Raw genomic sequence first — 17706 nt, forward strand, 5'->3', positions numbered from 1 at the left:
GGCGACCCCCTAGGTCGGCGAAGCGGTGTGGTCACCGCCCAATACGGTGAAAGCTGCCCAGAACCAAGGCTCGCTGAAGGGATGCTCCTGGCGATCGTTGCGCAGGTCATTGGCGTACGCCTCGAGGGCCAGTGCCGCTAGGGGCGACTGGAGACGTACCCGTTCGGCAAGCTCCACCACGTGCGATATGACCTCGCGGAGATCCATCTCCCGCAGGGTTCGGGCCACCTCACAGACGAGGGTCGCGACATCGGCCTCCGGCCAGAGCGCGTGTCGTGTGTAGAAGAGCTCGGTGTACAGGGCAGCGAAGCCATCGCTCACCGGCCACAGCGGGCAGACCACCGCATCCGCCCCGTGGAACAGCAGACTCGCGGGCACACCGCCGAACTCGTCGGCGTCGGCGATGGCACCGGGCATGCCCGCACGGCAGGCGGACAGGAATGCGAAGCGGGCCGTGGTGGACTGGCCGAGTACATCTCCCGCGGACCACAACTCGCCGAGGATCCGAAGCCGGCGCCCCGCATAGCGGGCATACAAGGTTCCCCTGGCCCCGCGTTCCATCCACATTTCCACGTCGCCAGCCCCGGTGTCAGGTGTTGCCTCGGAAGGTGCCGTGCGTCGGCGGAGACGGCCGATGCCGGGCAGGTCGGCGACGGACTCACCGGCCCGGATCTCCTTCCACGCGGGAGCGCGGGCCACCCAATCGGGAAACGGGTCGCCCGCACGAACGTCGTCCGGGGAAGGAGCCATCAACAGAGCGGATCGGGCCGGGTCCCTCGGGTCCGCATGTCCGTGGCCGCTGAAATGGAAGGCACCGGCCTGGGTCAGGTGCTCCGCCACACGCAAGCTGGTGGCATCGCGGCCGATGAGGACGGTGGACCAACGGCCAGTGGGGTCGTTGAACCTTGCCGAACCGGCCTCGGCGGCTGAGCAAGGGAGGTCGCCAGTCGGATCGCAGACGACCAAGTCCGCCATCGTGGCCGGTGGGATGGGGCGCGTCCGGGACTGTACGAACTCCCGGGCACTGGGATAGATGGACATGGGAGTGTCGAGGAGGCTGGGCAACGCGCGGAACGGCACGAAATGCAGCCAGCGATGCGGTATGACCACAAGGCGGCGTGTGTCCCGGCGCATGATTTTGTCCTTCACCAGTCGTCCGATCGCCGCTTCGACGGCCGGGACGACGGTTCGCAAAGCCGCCTGTGAGGTGTGGGAGTCCAGTCGTCCGGACAGAGCGTCGACCCAGCCGCCGGATACTTCGAGCAGCTCTTGCCAGCGGTCCCACGGCCACTCAGGTAGGCAGACCAGGTGAAGGGCCGGACGGGACCTGCCTGTGTCGCGGGTGAGGTAGAAAACCAGAGTCGCCGAGTCGCCCACTCCGAGGATGACCGCCACCTCGTCGGGCCCAAGCGCGGCCGCGATCTCCTCGGCCGAGGGGCTAAGCAGCGCCTCATCTGGCAGATCGGGGCGCAGCCGCCGGTATCGCTCCAGGAGCTGCGCGAGCAGGGAAATCGGCCGTCCCGGGACGGCTGGCGGGGAACTGTCGGCTACGGCCTGAGAGATCTCATACGCGCGTGTGGCTGCCAGGATGTCCTGTTCGAGGGCCAGGAGTTCTTTGTGCGAAGGCAGCTGGGACAGTTCCGAACGGTAGCGGCGGCGCAGGCTCTTGGAGTCTTCCAGCACGCGGAGCGCCGCTTCCGGCTCGTCGCAGTAGACGTGTGCCAGAGCCAGAAGGGCTGACGCTCGGTTGAAGGAGAATGCCGCCTGGGCTACATCGTGCTCGGTTACGGCCGCAAGGTAGCGGTTACGGATCCACGGAAGGAACTGCACCATCCGTTCACGGACGCTTTCATAGGCGCCGGTCTGACTGCGCAGTGTGGCCTCGCTAAGAGCCATTGCCTGCGTGGTGCGCGACTGGGCGTCGGCCGCCATGCCTATCAGGCGGCCGTAAAGCACAGCCGCCTGGTGGGCGTCTCCGATAATGTCCAGGTGTCTCGCGATCATTCCGGTTATGCGTACATGGAACTCGGTCCGCTCATACTCGCCGAACGCAATGCGGAGTAGCCCGGTGGCTCGCTCCATCCAGGAGGTGTAGCTGTCCACATCGCGGGCCTTCAGGGCCTCGCCGGCGCGCACCAGGCAGTACGTGTGCGCCGATTCCAGGAAATCCCGTAAGGCTGACGGACGTTCGTTGCCGGTCAGCGACGCACACGCCTCCTCCATCAGCGCGACGGACTGCTCCGGCGACAGCAGTTCATACTTGAGCAGGTAGTACATCGTGGCCAGTTGCTCGTTGAGATCGTCGGCGCGCCGTCCCAGCTCCAAGCTCGTGAGGAGTCGACGGCGCGCCGACTCGAGATCCCGTTCCTCGCTCTCCGGCGGGAGACGCAGGAGAGCGAGCGCGCCGAGCCGTAGTGCCAGGGGATCATCGTGGCTCGTGGAGCCCCAGGCGTCCAAGGACCGGGCCCGTCGCTCCGCCTCATCGGCCCGCGCCGTCAACTGCTCTCCGGCGTACCACCGGATCAGCAGGCCCTCGGCTTCATCAATGAGTGCGTCGAGAGGCTCGGCGGCCAGGGAGACTTCTCCCCGGCGGGCTAGTTCCGCCATCAGATGCAGGGTGTCCACCAGAGCCGGGCCGTGTTCGACCAAGGTCTCGGCGAGCAAGGCATGGCGCGTGGAAGCGTCCTGCTCCAGCAGACGGCGCGCATCATGTGTGCGTCGACGGATGTGCTCCGCGCTCTCCTCGGACAGCGTCGCTCCCTTGCAGTCATCGGCCCAGCGATCCGATGGGATGCTCTGCCCATCCTGCGAGCCTTCGAACCGCGCCGGGCAGCAGCGCCAAGTACTAGGGGGTGTCTGCATCACCCGGGGGTCATCGAAAAGTCGTACCTCGGGGGATAGGAATGCTGATGCGCCCGACGCGGCGACGCTGGCTGGCCGCCTCGTGCCTTGAGCACCGCGCCGACGCCGACCCGAGAGCAGCCCGGACATGGCCAGCCGGGCCGAGACGATTGCGGCAGCCTGCGGGTCGCCCTCAACGCGCTGCGGACCTTGCGTAGATCGGGCAAGTGCCTATGGTGGCCCCGACCGCAGTCACTGTGTGTATTCACTAGTGACGCATTCGGCAGAATCGAGTGTTGCTCGCCGCCAGCACTCCCAAAAGGCCTGATCGTTGCCTTGTCATGTTTTACGGCGCACTTGACGAGTTGGAGCGATGCCCTAGGGTGCGCATCTGCTCTGTCTTCCGTCCGGAGTAGTAACTCAAACAGATTCCGCTTCGTGTCGAGCCCTAGCCGCGTTCCCCAGAGCCCCGGCGTCAATGTAGGCGCGAGTCGCGGCTTCCCACGCAGAGCGTATCTCAGTAGTTCCTTTCCCTGCCCGTTGGAGGGTTCGAGCGAGAGCCTCATACTCCTCGCCAGCACTAAAAGCATTCAGGTCGTTTTTGAATATCTCCGCAGATCTACAGTATGCGGAAATAGCATCCTCGAGTCGCCCCGCTTCGGCGAGTGCGGCGCCGATGTTTCCCAAGCTTACGGCCTCTCCTCTGCGAGAGGGAATGCTCCGATTGATGGCTAGGGCAGCTTCGTGAAGCGGAATTGCTTGTTCTGGGCTGCCGGCTTCATAGATCACCAGTCCTGCGTATTCGTGAACGGTGAAGGCTTCTTGTAGTCTCCCTGCCCGACTAAGCGCGACTCCTTCGTTGTTGTACAGGTTGGCCAGACTCGCCAGATTTCCAGTTTGAAGGAGCAATTTGCGGGCGTTCGCGTAAGCAGTCAGTGCATCCCCTGGTCGACCGACTTCCTGCAAAACTATCGCAAGGCCGTTCCATGCGGAGCCCTCGGTCTTGTCTTCTCCAAGTCTACGGGAGGCATGAATTGAAACGTTAAGCAAATGAAGGGCGGCTGCAAAAAATCGGTGGAACAGGTCCGCGGCTTCCTGGCACTCTTCCTAGAATATGGAATATCCCCGCCCGCAACGCCAGCTTCACCGGCCGGGACAGCAAACTGATCGAGATACGAGAATCATTCGCTAGCCGCTCCCCAGCCGTGCTGACCCTACACGGTCGCCACGGAGTCGGTAAGACTCAACTCGCAATCGAGTATGCCCATCGTTTCGCTGGCGAATACGAATTTGCCTGGTGGGTACGATCCGCTGAACCCGCCCTAATCCTGGAACAGCTAGCCGCACTCGCGGTACAGCTGGGTACGTCGACGGCAGAAGCAACATCCGAGTGAGGCGTGGGGCTCCCTGAGCGAAGAACTTCGCACTAGGGCTCGCTGGTTGCTCATATTCGACAATTCGACCTGGTCGACGTACATGACCTCGATGCCGCATACCCACACGCTAAGGACGCCTACGAGCGCCGTCGGCGGGTTTTGGGTAAGGGTCATCAGGAAACCTACAGGAGTGCCCGCCTCCTTCGGGGGGTGGTTGGCAGTTGCGTCGATGACGATCTCGAAAACTACCTAGATAACCCCCTTGGCTAATGAGGCCGGCATTATCGAGAGCAGCACGCTAAAGCCGCCACTTGCTTCTGCTGCTCGACCTTGTCGGCTAACCGCGGGATGCCTCACTGACATGGAGAGTCTTCCAGCGGGCCAGCGGCATCTGTAGTCCAGTAAAGCCTGTCCTGCGTGTTCTGCGTCCTGGCCCCTTTCGACGTCCTCGTGCGCGCCGCCCGTCTGTGCTGGGTCCTCGGCCTGCCGCTGCCCGCCCGCTACCGCGACCTGGAAGCGAAGATCGGCCACGGCTTCAAGCAGAGCCACAGTCTCGCGGAGGTTTACGCCGAGGCCGAGCGCCTCGAGCGCGAGGAAGGCCCGCTGGTCTGGAGCCGCGGCGACGCCGTCCGGCAGCACCTCGGCGCCGACGCAGCCGACGACTACCTGGCCCGCGTCGCGCTGGCCGCCTGATCCCCTTCACCTCACCGCCCGCCCAGGGGCCGCCGACCACGCGGCACGGTCCCTGGGCGGGCGGGCCCTCATCCCGGGGCGCAGCACGCCCGCGGCGCACCCCACGCTCCAACCCCGGCAAGAAGCCGTGTCGTCGACCTTCAGCAACGAGACAGCAGCGCGCGTGATCGTCATCGTGCCCTGATCGGCCGCCAAGCTTGCAGTGGACCGCCCCACCCCCGCCCGCCACCTCTACACCGGCTCGTATCACCTCATGTGCTGGCGAGCCGCCGAGAGGATCGCCGGTCCCTCCGGTGTCCTCGTGCCCTCGGCTCTGCACGGCTTCGTCCGGCTCGACGACGCACTCCTGCCGCAGCGTGAGCCCGCCCGGCGAGGTCACCGCACTGCCCGAGCACAGCAACGCTGCGACGAGTCGTGTCGGACCCGACACGCGGGTCCCCTCCTCGTCATCATCGCCGTATGACGCGGGCGACGATGCCGGCAATGGCGGCGAGCGCGCTTATGACGGCGGCGCCGACGCCCAGGGGCTGCGCGAGACTCGGATGCTCGCGGGTGAGGTAAACGGCCGCACCGGTGATCAGCAGCCCTACCACCAGGGCGAGGAGAAGCACCACCAGGCGAAGGTCCTGGTGGTCGCGGTCCTGAGGACGGGAGTCGTCCGTGTCGGTGGTCATGCGAGGTGAGTTCCTTTGCGGATCGGGCGCACAGCAGCAGCGCCCACGGGTGGGCGCGATACTTCGTGCAGTCGGTCAGGTGACTTTTAACGTGGTTGATCCGGAACGGCGTTGGTACGCCATACGGTTGCCACTTCACTGCCATTTCAGAGGACGGGTAGCAGACCGACCGGACGAAGGTGGGGGGTCTCTAAAACCGGTCCGCGGCCGGTGCGGGCGCCGCTACCTTCGCGCCATGTCTTCCAGCGACGGCCCCAGCGCGGCCGACCAGCAGCTCATCGATCACGCGGCGCGTCACGACCTCACCATCACCGCCAAGCAGCTCGCCGGCTGGCGGCGGGCCGGACTCCTGCCGGGGAACATCCCAGGCGGAGGCCTCGGCCAGGGGCGCGGCAGCACGTCCACGCCGCCGCCCGAGAGCTTCGACCTGGTCGTGGCTCTCGGCCGCATGTCCGGGCGCGGCAAGCGGCCGACGGACCTGGCGCTGCTGCTGTTCGCCGAAGGACTCCCGGTCCCGGAGAAGACGGTCCGCGCCGCGTTCCGTGCCGCCGTTGACACCGGCACTCTCCCCGATGAGGGTGACGGCGCGGACGACGGCCTGGACCTGGACGAGCGGCTGGACCGCTTCTCCCACCAGCTCCCCGACAGCGCCCAGACCGTGACCCTTGTCCCGGCCCGGGCACGCCGCATCGATGAGCGCATCGCCCGCATCCTCGGTAAACTCCCCGCCGAACTCGTGGAGTTGGACGGCAACGCCGAACCGCCGCGGCTCACACCGCAAGACGCCACGCTGACCGCCGTGACCGCGACCCTCGGCGGCTCCGTCCCCCTGCAGGACATCGGAGCCCTGCTGCGCGCCATGAGCCCGGGCCTGCCGGCCAACCCGTTTGCCTCGCTCGTCGAGACCACTCAGGAGGACGTCCCGGAGGCCGCGGCAAGAATCATCGCGGACGACGGGTCACTGACCTTCATCCCCGCCGGCGACGCCCGTGATCTCCTGCGGGCGTTGGCGGACACGGCGTCGCTGGAAGACCTCGCGGCCGGCTGGCACACAGCGGCCCAGGTGCGGGAGTGGGCTCTGGGTCTGTGCCAGCGGGTGGAGCGCGAGCTGGACGCCGGGCAGCTCGGCGAGGCCGTAGAGGAGTGGCTGCACGGCAGGCTGCTGCCGTCCGGGGTCTCCGTCACCGAGACTTTGCGGGATCGCCGCTGGGCGCCGTCGAAGGGCGCGTTCTCGGCACTGATGCTGCTGTTCCAGTGCCAGATGTTCGTGTTGCTGGACGGTCTGGTGCCCGGCTGCCAGTGGCACGTCCTTCAGATCCCACGGGTGCTGCCGCCACCCGTCCGTGACCTGATTCTCAGCAAGGTGGTCGGCCCGGAAACAGCAGCGGCCGCAGAAGCCATCAGCTGAATCCATCCCGGTGCGCGGCGATTGTCGCTCAGGTGCCGAAGAGGGGCAGCTGGTCGGGGATCGGGTCCTCGCAGGCGGTGCGACGAGATAATCAGGACGTGACCAAGCATCGCTTCCTTGTTGCCCGGCAGATTGGCGCGGAGCCGTTCAGCTACACGAGGACCTGCCTGGATACCAGCCTGGTCGAGCGGCTTCGGAGCACCTCGTTGGACGACATGACCGACTTGGACGCGGCCTACGAGCTGACCCGGCTTGCCATGGTCGACCTTGAAGCGTTCGGCACGGGCGGAGGCGAGATTCTCGACCTCTCAGGCTGCAATCGGCGAGGTTGCCGATGCGGTGATAGCTGCGGCCATGAACGACAGCTCAACGCCCGAGGAGGCCGCCGCGGCGAAGGAGGTAGCCGCCGACGCGGGCGAGGCGCTTGAGTCCCTGGCGGACGCAGCGAAGCCCCGAGTGTCGGAGCAGTCGAACCAGGACCTCATGCTGCCTGCCAGTAGGTGAAGCCGAGCGAGGTGAGGCCCTCGGAACGACACAGGCGGTCCGAGGGGCCGCCGACCTCCGTCTGAAGGAGCTGGTAAGCCGCGCCGTGGGCCTGACCCCAATGCATCGCAGCTCGCCACAGCAAGCGCCCCAAACCCAGGCCGCGGTGCTTCGGCAAGACTCCGAAGTATTGGGGCATGAGCTGTGCGGCCCCGATCGCGTCGGGACGGATCTCCATCGGACCGATGGCGCCAGCCACCTCGTCACCCGCCACTGCTGTGAGGACCGGACCGACGTTTCCCGCCTGCATCTGCCTGTAGAGGAAGGCGAAGCCGTCATCGGCCATCTCGCGGGCGAACTCGGCGAAGGTCGCCCGCGTGCCCTGCGGCCATGCCTCGAAGGGCTGCACTGGCCCCTCGGGCGCCGGGCAAGGCGCTGTCCTGAAGTCCTTGAGCTGGATGCGTGTGCCTCGTCCGTGCGGCGTCTCCGGGCCGAGGAAGCGGACGATACGTGCCTTCGCGGTTCCGTGGACAGCGGACAGCTTCTGAGCCAACTCGACGGCTGCCAGGACGCTTTCAGCCTTCATCCCGTAGGTGTGGACCTTGATCACGCCGGAGCCCCGCTGAGACAGCGTGGGAATCAGCGTCTCGCTGGGGCGGTGAACGATGTCCTCGACGAGTACGCTCTCGTCCTTGCTCTCGGACCAGCGGATGTCCTTGTCGTAGCGCAGGAACCATTGATCGGTGGATGCCGCGATCAGTGTGTCCGTGAACAGATCCTCGGTGAGCACTGAGGGATGCACAGGACCGATGGTCGGCACGAAGGGCACCGTCACCACTGGACGAAGCCAGGCCCAACGGAATCGCATGACGGCACCCTACTCGCAACGCACACACGGAACAGGCCCCGGCGCAAAGTACGCCGGGGCCTGACCGGAACTGATCAGCGCAGGTCAGTGCGGGTTGTCGTCGCTCGACGAGCACGAGCAGTCGTTGCCCTCCAGGAGGGTGTCCAGGTCGGTCACGACCGCGACCTCTTGTGTGGCAACGAGCGAACGAGCCGTAGGTCGCACAACAGGCGGCCTGCCCCGCTGAATGGTCACCGGTACAGCGCTCACGTCAGTGCTCCTTCCGTCATTCCGTGCTGGCAGTAGTTGATGAGCGGAGTGCGGGATTCCTGGTACTGCTTGGCCAGCGGTCGGCACACCTTGCACGAGCCGGACAACTGGCAGCCCTCGCACCCTCCGGTGCGAAGCATGAGGCGGTCGGAGATTGAGGAGAGCCTTCGCAGGCCCTCGATCCCTTCCCGCATGACGTCGATCTGGTCGTCCCGGCCCACCTTGCAGATACTGGCTCGCCCGTGTGGGTCGGCGTGGAAGAAGGTGACCCCGGCGTTGCATCCTGCGAAGGGGGCACGGTCGCGTAGGTGCTTGGCGGACTGGACGAGGATGGGCTCGCCCGTGCCGTAGATGGTCGGAGTGAGGTTGGGGAAGACGTGATGCGAGAGCCCCCAGCTCTCAGCCAGGGCCATCATCGCGTCGACCTCGTGTTCATTCGTCGAGGTCACCACGATGTTGATGCGTACGGGCAGCCCCGCCTCTCGGGCAGCTGCCACTCCGCGCGTGAAGGACTTCCATGCCCCCCTTGCCCGGGTCAACCCGTCGAAGACCTCCTCGGATGCGCCGTACATGCTGACGACGAGCCGATAGGGCGGGCACTCCTCGAACAGAGTGAGGAGTTCCGGTTTCCACACGCGTGAGCCGTTGGTGCTGACCGTGATCAACATGCCCTGCTCATGCGCGTACCTGTACGCGCCGGGGAAGTCCGGGTCGATGGTGGCCTCGCCGCCCGTGATCTGGAGCATCAGCACACCTGCGTCGCGCATGATGTCGAGCAGACGTAGCTTGTCTTCGTAGACCAGGCCATCGAAAGGTCGGTCGCGGAGGTAGCACATCTCGCAGCCGAAGTTGCACCCGAGGTTGATTTCCCAACTCGCCCGACCAAACCCGTAGTCGGATCTCTTACGCACGAGCACAGTGCTCTGCATCGGCCTACCGGTCAGGTCCAGGCCGAACGTATCGGCCGCTGAGCGGTTGAACCAGGCGGGGAGGGGCGCATCCGTGCCGCTGAGGGACAGCACCTCCTCGTAGTGGTCTTCCGGCAGGCGCACACCCGTCTGACTGCCAGGGCGTACGCACAGGTAGCCGCCGAGGAACGGACTGACGATCAGATCGTGCATCCTGCACCTCATTCGTTGGGTCTGGGACCCCACCCCGGCGCGGGCGACTTGGGAAGTGGCTGGCCGGGGTCGGGGCTTGCCTCCGCCTCCGAGGGGTGTGTGCCGAGGGGGAACTCGACCGGGGAGTCACCTCGGAGGCGGAAGATCATGTGGTCAGTTGCCAGTAGGCGGCCATGACCGATACAGAGGCCAGGATCAAGAGCCCCTGGAAGATCCACTGGCGCCAGCCGAGCGGGCGCCTGTGGCTGCCTCGCGATCGGCGAGGATGCCGGCCGCCACAGCGGCCATGACTCCGAGTAGGGCGATCACGTAAGCCACCTGCTGCGACCTGGGGCTCACGCCGCACCCGTCCCACTCCTCTGGCTGTAGATCCACAGGAAGCGGCGTGCCAGCCCGGCAACCTCGCGCATGTAGAAGAAGGCGGCGAAGACCGGCGTGTCTGCCTTGGGGCGTTTCTTCAGATCTAGCAGCTTGTACGCCTTATTGAACATCTGCCGGACCAACTCGTCCGTGTCTGCGCCCAGACCCTCCTGCAACAGCTGGTTCAGGTAGCCGAACACCGCCGTCGTCTTGAGGTCGATGTCTGCCCGGGTCGAACTGTCCATCCTCATGGCCAGGATGGAATCGGTGCTGTCCGCGATCAGCTCGACGTCGATCGCTTCGTCGCCGTCTACGGCATCCGTCACATCGAATCTGCTCGTCTCGGTCTTCACGGCGTTTCCCTCGCTGGCTGACGGCGGTTTCACCGGATAGGAGTCCAGCGTTCCGCGCGAAAGGCGTGCGGACCACGGCGTTCATGGGTCAGTGTTGGGACATCTCTGGGACATGGGACATGCGCCATGATTGAGGACAGCAAGAGCCGGGGAGGGGGGCCCACATGAGCCTTGCCAAGAGGCGCAAAGCTCTGGGGTACACCCAAGAGGGGTTCGCCTTTGCGGTCGGCGTCGATCGGCGCACCGCAGGCCGGTGGGAGAGGGGTCAATCGCAGCCTCAACCGCCCCAGCGGCCAAAGGTCGCCGAGGTGCTAAAGATGGACCTTGACGAACTCGACGCCCTGTTTGCCCCGGCCGAAGTCCTGCCTAAGCCGGAGGGGTTAGGGCCGAGCGCCCCCGACGGCTCAGAGGACACAGACGAGATGATTCGACGCGAGTTCCTGCGCCTCATGGCGGTCTCGGGCGCGCTCGCCGCCGTGCCGATAGACGAGGCGGACGCCTTGGCGGAAGGCGCACTGCGCGGTAGTGTCGGCGACTTCGAGCGCATGAACGGCCACCTGTGGCAGGTCTACCAGCTCGCACGCGCCAAGCACTCAGTGCGCCCCATCGTTCAGTCTCAGCTCCAAGCCCTGAACGACGCACTTCAAGATGGGGAGGGGCAGGCCAGCACGCTATGCCTCGCGGCGGGGGACCTGTTCCAGCTTGCGGGGGAACTGGCCTTCGACGCCAACCGCTACGACGCCGCCGCCGCGTCCTATGCGCTGGCGGCAGGGGTTAGCAAGGAAGCCGGTGCGTATGACCTGTGGGCCTGCGCCTTGATCCGAAGCGCTTACGTCGACCTCTCCGAGAAGCGCTACCAGCAAGCCGCGGAAACCCTCGGGGCAGCCCGTCGCGTTGCCCTTCGGGGGGACAGCGCACTCTCGACGCGACACTGGGCCGCTGCCGTCCAGGCCGAGGCGTACGCATGGCTCGGCGACTTCGGCGCCTGCGAAGAGGCTCTCGACGAAGCGGAGAAGGTGTCCCACCTCGGCGGGGAAGCATCCAACGGCGGATGGCTGCGCTTCAACGGCTCCCGCCTGGCCGAGGAGCGCGGGGCCCGGTACTTGCAGCTCAACCGGCTTGGCCTGGCCGAGGCCGCTCTGAGGGACGCGCTCGCACTGCCGCCGCTCGCCTCCGGCCACTCCTTCCGGCGTCGTGGTGCTGTGCTCGTCGACCTCGCGGCCATCGGCGCGAAGCGGAGGGACTCTGAACAGGTCGTGCAGTACGGGCTTGAGGCCCTTCGCCTGGCGCGGGCGTCCGGGTCGGGCTACGTCGCCCGTAGACTCCAAACCCTGAATGCCGAACTGGGCACCTTCGGGCGCGACCGGCGTATTGCCGAGTTGAAGGCCGAGATCGGCACCCTGACGGCGTGATGAGAGGGGATGGCATGGCCAACGAGGGCGCACGGATCTTCCGCGAGGCGTGGATCGCTGGGGTGCGGAAGCACTTTCCTGGCGAGCCGAAGCCGAGCTACGTGACTCCGTGGGAGGAGACGCCCGAGTGGGAACGTGAGGCTGCTGGCGCCGTCTATGAGCAGGTGCGCCAGTTCCTCGAACTGAGCGGTGGCCACGCCTCCCGCCTATCGCGTGAGCAGAAGGGGCGCTTCGTGGCGACGTGCTGGACGGCCCAGATGTACAAGCACTTCGATGACCCGAAGCCTGGCTACGTGGCCGACTGGCCCGACCTGCCTGACTGGCAAAAGGAGACGGACTCGGACATCTTCGAGGCAGTCGAGAGCAGTGTGAAGTAGACGCGAGACGCCCCCGGCCGAGCTGCTTCGGGTGGGGGCGTCGTCTGTCGTCAGGCCGCCGGTGTGAGGACGACGAGGAGAGGGCCCGCGGCCTTGTCCCAGCCGTGCCCGGTCTCGACTGCGGCCTTACCGGCGTCGGCGATGCCATCGCGGACCGGGGCGAGGAACGTCTCACGGAAGTGGGTCTGCACCTCGGGGTTCATGCCGCTTGCGGAGACGGCCGCGCCGACCTCCTCGTTCAGGACCGCAGCCGCTTCGTTGAAGTCGTCGCCGGTCCACTCGTCTGCATGCTCGGCGACCAGCGCCCACGTCATCTTGAACATGATCGCAGTTTAAGGGTCTGCGTAACTGCGCCTGAAGGGTGCTACTTTGGAAGAGTGAGCTTCTTCAGCGTTGCCGCTCCAGGGTGAGGATGGCCTTGGCGATTGACGTCATGCGGTTCGGACTGCTGACGTCATGCGGTTCGGATGTGGACGACAGCGTATTTCCCCCAGGGGTAAGTTCACGTAATTCCCCACCCTCATGACTGAGATGGCCCCTCGAGGAGGACTCCGACGGGTGGCAGAATCGGTGCCTGAACACTCGGCTCGATCGAGTGGCACCCCCAGAGGGCCTGACGGACGGAATGAGAGTTGGGTCGTGCGTTGATCCGCGTCGCGCGAGGAGCCACCGGGTTCTGGGGGCACGGCGATGCTCCGTTGCCTCAGATGGACGTAGTGGCCTTCAAAACCGTCTGCCATGCGGTGGCCCGATCGATTCGGGGCACGGTCGCCGAAGTGGCCCTGGCCGGAGGCACGCCGAACTTCCATGCGGCTCTGATTACCGCCCCGGGCATTCGGTCGAGCGTCTTGTGCCACGAGGTACTCCCGGTTGTTGCCTTTGCGGCGAGTCCGCCGCAGGCAGGTGTGCCCCTGACAAACTTCGCCTCCCCACCGGCCTGGGCGGACGCATTTGAGCGGGCCGGCTACCAGCTGCTGGACGTTGACGAACTGAGTACGCCGTTGGTGACGGCTGACACCAGCGAGCTCGCCGAAGCAGAGCTGGAACAGGTGCGTTACTGGCGTCCCCGCACAGTCGGCGAGCTGATGTTCAACTGGTGGGACTGATCACCGTCATTTGATTGAGGGCTTGTCAGTGCGGTTCTTGGGGCGTTTGTTCGGGCGGTAGCTGGGGGCGTTCATGATGACCTGATGGTTGGTATTGATCAGCCGGTCCAAGAGCGACTCGGCGACGACGGGGTTAGGGAAGAGGGGATTTCAGTCGCTGGGTGCCCGGTTGCTGGTGATGATCAGAGACCTTCCCTGCCGCTCGCTGACCAGCTCGTAGAGGTCGTCCGCCTGGGCCCCGGACATCTGACGCATCGCGAAGTCGTCCAGGATCGGTGCCCCGCCCGCTCCCGCGCGGGGTCAGGCACGCCGGAGCGGGATGTCAAGCCGCCCGTGCGGAGGCCGGAGCGCGGCCATGCCGCCTTCAGGTCGTGCGTGGTCCGTTCGAGGGCGACGGGGTCGACGTTCCGGCCGAGCCCAGTGCTGTGGATGCTGCTAAGTCCGAGGTAGACGGGCTGCTCGTCGAGGCTGAGCAAGCGCACATTGGTCAGGTCGCAGGAGCCACCGGGGAAGACTCGGAGCGACAGGTGCGTGAACCGCTCGGCGTCTTCGGTGCGGTGTGCATCGACCATGGCGACGGCTGCATCGGTCACTTTCCGTGGCAGGTTCCGCAGGTATAGCTGCCCTGCCACGATCTGCCGTAGGCCCCGGAAGGTGGCGATCGGTGCAACGAACAGCATGAGGGTTACGCCGAGGACCAGAACACCCCAGGCGCAGCAGCGCTTTGCACGGCTTCGAGCCCGGGGGCGGCCGAGCTGCCGGGCAGCCCACCAACGCATTTTGCCGAAGGTGTCACACAGCCGTCCCAGCAGGCGTATGTGCCCTGCGGTGTAGACGGCGGCGAGAGCGAATGCGGCGATGATGCGGACTAGCGACGTCCGGTTCAGCCGGTGGGCGGGAGGGGGGCGGGGTGATTAGTGGGATGGGACCCGTGATCAGGAACCGGGCGGTGCCGACCGTCAGTTGGACGGCGAGGGTGCGGTGGAGGACGACGCGGTAGGCCGAATTGGGGGTCGCGGGCCCTGACGCCGTGTCGCGGGAGGCACGGGCCGGGGCGTCGAGGACGAGCAGGAAGATGAGGGCGAACCTGCGAATGAGGGTGGTTGGCCTCACCCGGCCTTGGTGCGGGCACACAGAAGCCGTGTTGCGTGTCACGGCTCGGACCGGAACGCTGCAGAACTTCTGCGCCGGGCCTGCGGTGCGACTCGCTCAAGCCGGCTCGGCGGCCGTCCCCCGCGTTCGCACAGTGGATCGAGGAGGTCGGGAGCAAGCGGTAAGTGCGGTGAGTCGGCGGTCGTTTCGCGCTACATGGCGACCTTCCCGCTGGGCACCGATCCTCATATGGTTTGGGGATGGAGTGGATGGCCCTCGCCAGCACCTTAGTCGGCGGTGCAATTGCCACGATCTCCGCTGGATACCTTGACCGGCGGCGCTGGAAACGCGACCGAACCGACCAGCAAACCGAGGCGCGTCGAGTCCTGTACGGCACCTACCTAGCCAACCTTTCTCAGGCCAGACTTGTGTTCAGTCGCCTCGTCCGGGACACGGAGGCGTCCAACGTGGAGCGTAGGAAGGCAGCTTGGGATGCTTTCGACGCGTGCTCCGGCCTCCGTTACCAGATGACGATCTCCGCTCCCAAGACGGTCGTGGAGCCAGCCGAAGACGTGTACCGCAAACTCCGCGACCTACGGAACGCCGTCGCCGATGGGCTCCTGCTTGAAGACGCGGACTACGCAGAACGTCGCATCCGGTATGACATCGCACTTGGCGCGCTACGAGCGGCCATGCGGGATGATCTCGCGGCTGACGCGTAGACATTTCCGCCGCATGGACACCGTCTCCCTGCACGGAGGACGGGACCTGCTCCGGCGCCTTGAGTCGCGAAGCATAAATTCCTCGTCGACGGCGCCTGCGCAACTTCTTGCATGCTTAGTTGGCGCGGATCATGGCCCGCGGGCCAAGTTATGCCCTCTCCTTGATTGCCTGTCACTCATCTCTTCGCACCCTCATGCGCGGCCGCGAGTTCACGGGGCGCTCCACTCGCGCAGCGCCTTGAAAACAGAGTCGCTGAACTACGGTGCTACCACGAGCTGGTGCATGAGCAGCTGGACCGGGAGACAACCCGCGGGAGATCACGGAAAGTCACTACCACGCTCAGGAGCATCGACAATTCGCGACGGTCGAATGCGCGAGCCACCAGCACCGAGGCCGGGCTTCACTACGTAGTCGTCGGCGTCGAGGTTCAGGCCGTGGATGCGGGCGCGGACGTCGGAACGGGCGGCGACCACGATTACCGGGGTGCGGGTGCGCTTGCGGGCCTTGCCGCAGACCTCGTTGCCGTCCTGGTCGGGCAGGCTCAGGTCGAGGAGAACGACACCGAAGCCGCCTGGCCGAGGAAGCCGCCCAGATGGCACCTTCCGGCCATGCTCAGTCCGATGACGTCCACATCGCGGTGATCTCGCCCGCGCCGATCACCAGCCAGCCCGTGGGCATGCACCTCCGGGACGCTCATTCAGCTTTCTTCAACAACGGCCTTTTCGCACTTGACATCCCCAAAGCGCCTCTTGTGATTGGCTTCCCGTACCTGAAGAGCATTGGCCACCTGATCGCGCTGTGCATCCGTAAGTTCGTAGAAGCGGCGCGCAGGTCGACCGGGGTGCTCGGCGGTTTCGTCCCGACCGGTGACCCAGCCGTGTTGGGCGAGCCGGTCAAGGATGGGATAGACGGTTCCGGGGCCGAGCTCGGCCACTCGGCAGATCTCGAGTCCCCAGGCGAGCTCTCCCTTCTCCTTGGCTTTGAGAAGGGCGTTCATGACGGCGACTGTTGCCTGGGTGAGTCGGAAGGGTGGCATGCCTCCAGTGAACCACATATATCGAGTACGGAAGATGTGATGCCTGCTCGATCTCCGCATGGAGGTGCGGTCGGCTGAACGGCCAGCACCTCTGCACGCATACGCCACATCGAAACCGTGCCGCGCTGCTACCGCAGGCAGGGACAGCGGCATGGTTGTCGTCCTCGATGAGGCGCAGTCTCATCTCGGCCCCCTTCGGCTCATCGGCCGCGCGAGCGGCGCGGATGGTGCTCGGACTGAACCCCGGATGGGGCGCGGCTTGACCGTGATCGACTCGTCGCAGTTTTCCCGGATCTCAAGCCAGCCCTCCCCCTGGCAGTCAGCAGGGCCTTCAGGGGGGCAACTGCCGCTTGGGCGAGTCAAAGGGGCGGCAGGTCTCAAACGAATCACATGTATCGAGTACGGAAGTCATGATGCCCGCCCGGGCACCCGCCCCGGCCGCAATTGCTGCGGCAGATGGCCGACTGCTATCCGATTGTGATGCTCAGATCTCCCTCAAATGTAATGACACTGACCGGAAGCCTTTCCTATTGTCAACCGAGCGCCGTCATGGGCGCATTGGGATCCCAACCCATCCATGCACCAGGGTCACGAGAGGAGCTGACTCGACGTGAGCTTCCGCAAGCCTGGATCCCAGGCGCCGAGCGGTTATCGCAGGTGGGTCAAGGATGCTGCGCAGTGGGTCTATCGCCGTCGACACATTGTGGCGCTCAACGCATTGCGTGGTATCTCGTACGCGGCGGGGACCAGTTCGGTCGGACTGATTGCGGTGTGGTTCCAGAGCCGCCACTGACTGCAACCGTGACGGCGGGGGTTTGGCCACCGGCTAGCGGCGGACTCCCGCCATCACCGTCCACCGTTAACGCCGCACGGCAGACGTGATGCCGACAGGCAGCGGAGCCGATCCGGACACCAACCCCCATCCGTGTTCAACGAGGGTCTCCTGCGGGCGTCAGTTCCCCTGTCGGTGGGCTACCTCAGCGGCGTAGCAGTGGTCACCGGCGGCTGCGATGCGCCGCCAGGTGTCCCCGCGGTGGTCTGGCAGACGCCGAGGAGGCGGCTGACGACGACGGCCGGCAACTCGCCCGTCAGCTCGACCAGGCCGTGCTGCGGACACCCAGGGGTGGTGGGCCGAGGCGCAGGGCCGCCATGTCCTGGCCGAGGGTGACGTGCCCGGTGGTGAGGGAAACCCCGGCAGCCATCGCCGCGATGAGCGAGCGCGGACCGACATCTCCCGCGAGTTCGCCAAGCCCTGGACCGACGAGATCGTTTGCGCCGCCGGCGTCGTCGTCAGCATGGGCTGCGGCGACGCCTGCCCCGTCTCCCCTGGCAAGCGCTACCTCGAATGGACCCCCGACGACCCCGCCGGCAAGACGGTCGCCGACGTCCGGCCCATCCGCGACGTGATCGAGCGCCGCGTCCGCGCGCTGCTCGACGACCTAGGCGTCCCTGCGCAGCACTGACGGCTTGGTACTGGTGGCCTCACGTATCCAACTGCCGCGGGTTCAGGAGTCGCCGACGCTGAAGTTCGCCG

The 17706-nt window shown here is 66.0% G+C and carries 19 protein-coding genes and 1 pseudogene; 10 read left to right on the forward strand and 10 right to left on the reverse strand.

The genetic code is table 11. The annotated features are described in order from the left end of the window. Window positions 1–9: 9 nt before the first annotated feature. Entirely contained in the window at window positions 10–2862 is a 2853-nt protein-coding gene (locus ACFYNL_RS39270; RefSeq protein ID WP_388813006.1) for a CHAT domain-containing protein, read from the reverse strand. Between the two features lie 399 nt (window positions 2863–3261). Then, window positions 3262–3891 carry a tetratricopeptide repeat protein gene (locus ACFYNL_RS39275; protein ID WP_388812966.1) on the reverse strand — a complete coding sequence of 210 codons (630 nt, stop codon included), beginning with the start codon at window positions 3889–3891 and terminating at the stop codon, window positions 3262–3264. Window positions 3892–4634: 743 nt separating this feature from the next. On the opposite strand from ACFYNL_RS39275, the gene ACFYNL_RS39280 reads away from it, so the two are divergent. Next, a complete protein-coding gene (locus tag ACFYNL_RS39280) occupies window positions 4635–4910 on the forward strand; it encodes a hypothetical protein (protein ID WP_388812968.1) in 276 nt (91 codons plus the stop codon). 449 nt (window positions 4911–5359) lie between these two features. On the opposite strand, the gene ACFYNL_RS39285 is transcribed toward ACFYNL_RS39280, so the two are convergent. Then, window positions 5360–5584: a hypothetical protein gene (locus ACFYNL_RS39285; protein ID WP_011039317.1), complete on the reverse strand. Its 225-nt coding sequence runs from the start codon at window positions 5582–5584 to the stop codon at window positions 5360–5362. Window positions 5585–5819: 235 nt separating this feature from the next. Here ACFYNL_RS39285 and ACFYNL_RS39290 point away from each other — a divergent pair, with 235 nt between their 5' ends. Next, a complete protein-coding gene (locus tag ACFYNL_RS39290; protein ID WP_388812971.1) occupies window positions 5820–6992 on the forward strand; it encodes a hypothetical protein in 1173 nt (390 codons plus the stop codon). A gap of 98 nt (window positions 6993–7090) precedes the next feature. Next, complete coding sequence (locus tag ACFYNL_RS39295) at window positions 7091–7420, forward strand: hypothetical protein (RefSeq protein WP_388812973.1); 330 nt, start codon at window positions 7091–7093, stop codon at window positions 7418–7420. Between the two features lie 53 nt (window positions 7421–7473). Here the strand turns inward: ACFYNL_RS39295 and ACFYNL_RS39300 are convergent, their stop codons facing one another. From ACFYNL_RS39300 to ACFYNL_RS39315, 4 genes are all read right to left on the reverse strand, one after another. After that, a complete protein-coding gene (locus ACFYNL_RS39300) occupies window positions 7474–8343 on the reverse strand; it encodes a GNAT family N-acetyltransferase (protein ID WP_388812975.1) in 870 nt (289 codons plus the stop codon). 84 nt (window positions 8344–8427) lie between these two features. Further along, a complete protein-coding gene (locus ACFYNL_RS39305; protein WP_388812978.1) occupies window positions 8428–8592 on the reverse strand; it encodes a hypothetical protein in 165 nt (54 codons plus the stop codon). Then, the gene (locus ACFYNL_RS39310) at window positions 8589–9713 is read right to left on the reverse strand and encodes a radical SAM protein (RefSeq protein WP_388812980.1); all 1125 of its coding nucleotides are present in this window, start codon (window positions 9711–9713) and stop codon (window positions 8589–8591) included. The genes ACFYNL_RS39305 and ACFYNL_RS39310 overlap by 4 nt, the downstream gene beginning before the upstream one ends. 335 nt (window positions 9714–10048) lie before the next feature. Next, window positions 10049–10426: a hypothetical protein gene (locus ACFYNL_RS39315; protein ID WP_388812983.1), complete on the reverse strand. Its 378-nt coding sequence runs from the start codon at window positions 10424–10426 to the stop codon at window positions 10049–10051. A gap of 164 nt (window positions 10427–10590) precedes the next feature. Between ACFYNL_RS39315 and ACFYNL_RS39320 the strand changes: the two genes are divergently transcribed. Together ACFYNL_RS39320 and ACFYNL_RS39325 are read left to right on the forward strand one after the other, a co-directional pair. Continuing rightward, window positions 10591–11838 carry a helix-turn-helix transcriptional regulator gene (locus ACFYNL_RS39320; RefSeq protein WP_388812985.1) on the forward strand — a complete coding sequence of 416 codons (1248 nt, stop codon included), beginning with the start codon at window positions 10591–10593 and terminating at the stop codon, window positions 11836–11838. A gap of 14 nt (window positions 11839–11852) precedes the next feature. Continuing rightward, window positions 11853–12215, forward strand: coding sequence for a hypothetical protein (locus ACFYNL_RS39325; RefSeq protein WP_388812988.1), 363 nt, complete (start codon window positions 11853–11855; stop codon window positions 12213–12215). A gap of 50 nt (window positions 12216–12265) precedes the next feature. Here the strand turns inward: ACFYNL_RS39325 and ACFYNL_RS39330 are convergent, their stop codons facing one another. Beyond that, window positions 12266–12538 carry a hypothetical protein gene (locus ACFYNL_RS39330; RefSeq protein ID WP_388812990.1) on the reverse strand — a complete coding sequence of 91 codons (273 nt, stop codon included), beginning with the start codon at window positions 12536–12538 and terminating at the stop codon, window positions 12266–12268. A gap of 384 nt (window positions 12539–12922) precedes the next feature. Between ACFYNL_RS39330 and ACFYNL_RS39335 the strand changes: the two genes are divergently transcribed. The 3 genes from ACFYNL_RS39335 (at window position 12923) to ACFYNL_RS39345 (ending at window position 15135) form a co-directional block, all read left to right on the forward strand. Next, window positions 12923–13321 carry a hypothetical protein gene (locus ACFYNL_RS39335; RefSeq protein ID WP_388812993.1) on the forward strand — a complete coding sequence of 133 codons (399 nt, stop codon included), beginning with the start codon at window positions 12923–12925 and terminating at the stop codon, window positions 13319–13321. Window positions 13322–13692: 371 nt separating this feature from the next. Next, window positions 13693–13941 (forward strand): hypothetical protein, encoded by a 249-nt coding sequence (locus tag ACFYNL_RS39340; protein ID WP_388812996.1) that lies wholly within the window; start codon window positions 13693–13695, stop codon window positions 13939–13941. Between the two features lie 732 nt (window positions 13942–14673). Next, window positions 14674–15135: a hypothetical protein gene (locus ACFYNL_RS39345; protein ID WP_388812997.1), complete on the forward strand. Its 462-nt coding sequence runs from the start codon at window positions 14674–14676 to the stop codon at window positions 15133–15135. A 396-nt stretch (window positions 15136–15531) separates the two neighbouring features. On the opposite strand, the pseudogene ACFYNL_RS39350 reads toward ACFYNL_RS39345, so the two are convergent. Then, window positions 15532–15711, reverse strand: a pseudogene (locus ACFYNL_RS39350) (response regulator); the annotation flags it as partial. A gap of 122 nt (window positions 15712–15833) precedes the next feature. Continuing rightward, a complete protein-coding gene (locus ACFYNL_RS39355) occupies window positions 15834–16133 on the reverse strand; it encodes a PadR family transcriptional regulator (protein WP_388812999.1) in 300 nt (99 codons plus the stop codon). Window positions 16134–16782: 649 nt separating this feature from the next. Between ACFYNL_RS39355 and ACFYNL_RS39360 the strand changes: the two genes are divergently transcribed. Further along, window positions 16783–16965 (forward strand): hypothetical protein, encoded by a 183-nt coding sequence (locus tag ACFYNL_RS39360; RefSeq protein WP_388813002.1) that lies wholly within the window; start codon window positions 16783–16785, stop codon window positions 16963–16965. Window positions 16966–17341: 376 nt separating this feature from the next. Then, window positions 17342–17635, forward strand: coding sequence for an arsenate reductase ArsC (locus ACFYNL_RS39365; protein ID WP_388813004.1), 294 nt, complete (start codon window positions 17342–17344; stop codon window positions 17633–17635). The last annotated feature ends 71 nt before the right edge of the window (window positions 17636–17706 follow it).

The sequence above is a fragment of the Streptomyces sp. NPDC007808 genome (genome assembly GCF_042868655.1).
Taxonomy (GTDB): domain Bacteria; phylum Actinomycetota; class Actinomycetes; order Streptomycetales; family Streptomycetaceae; genus Streptomyces.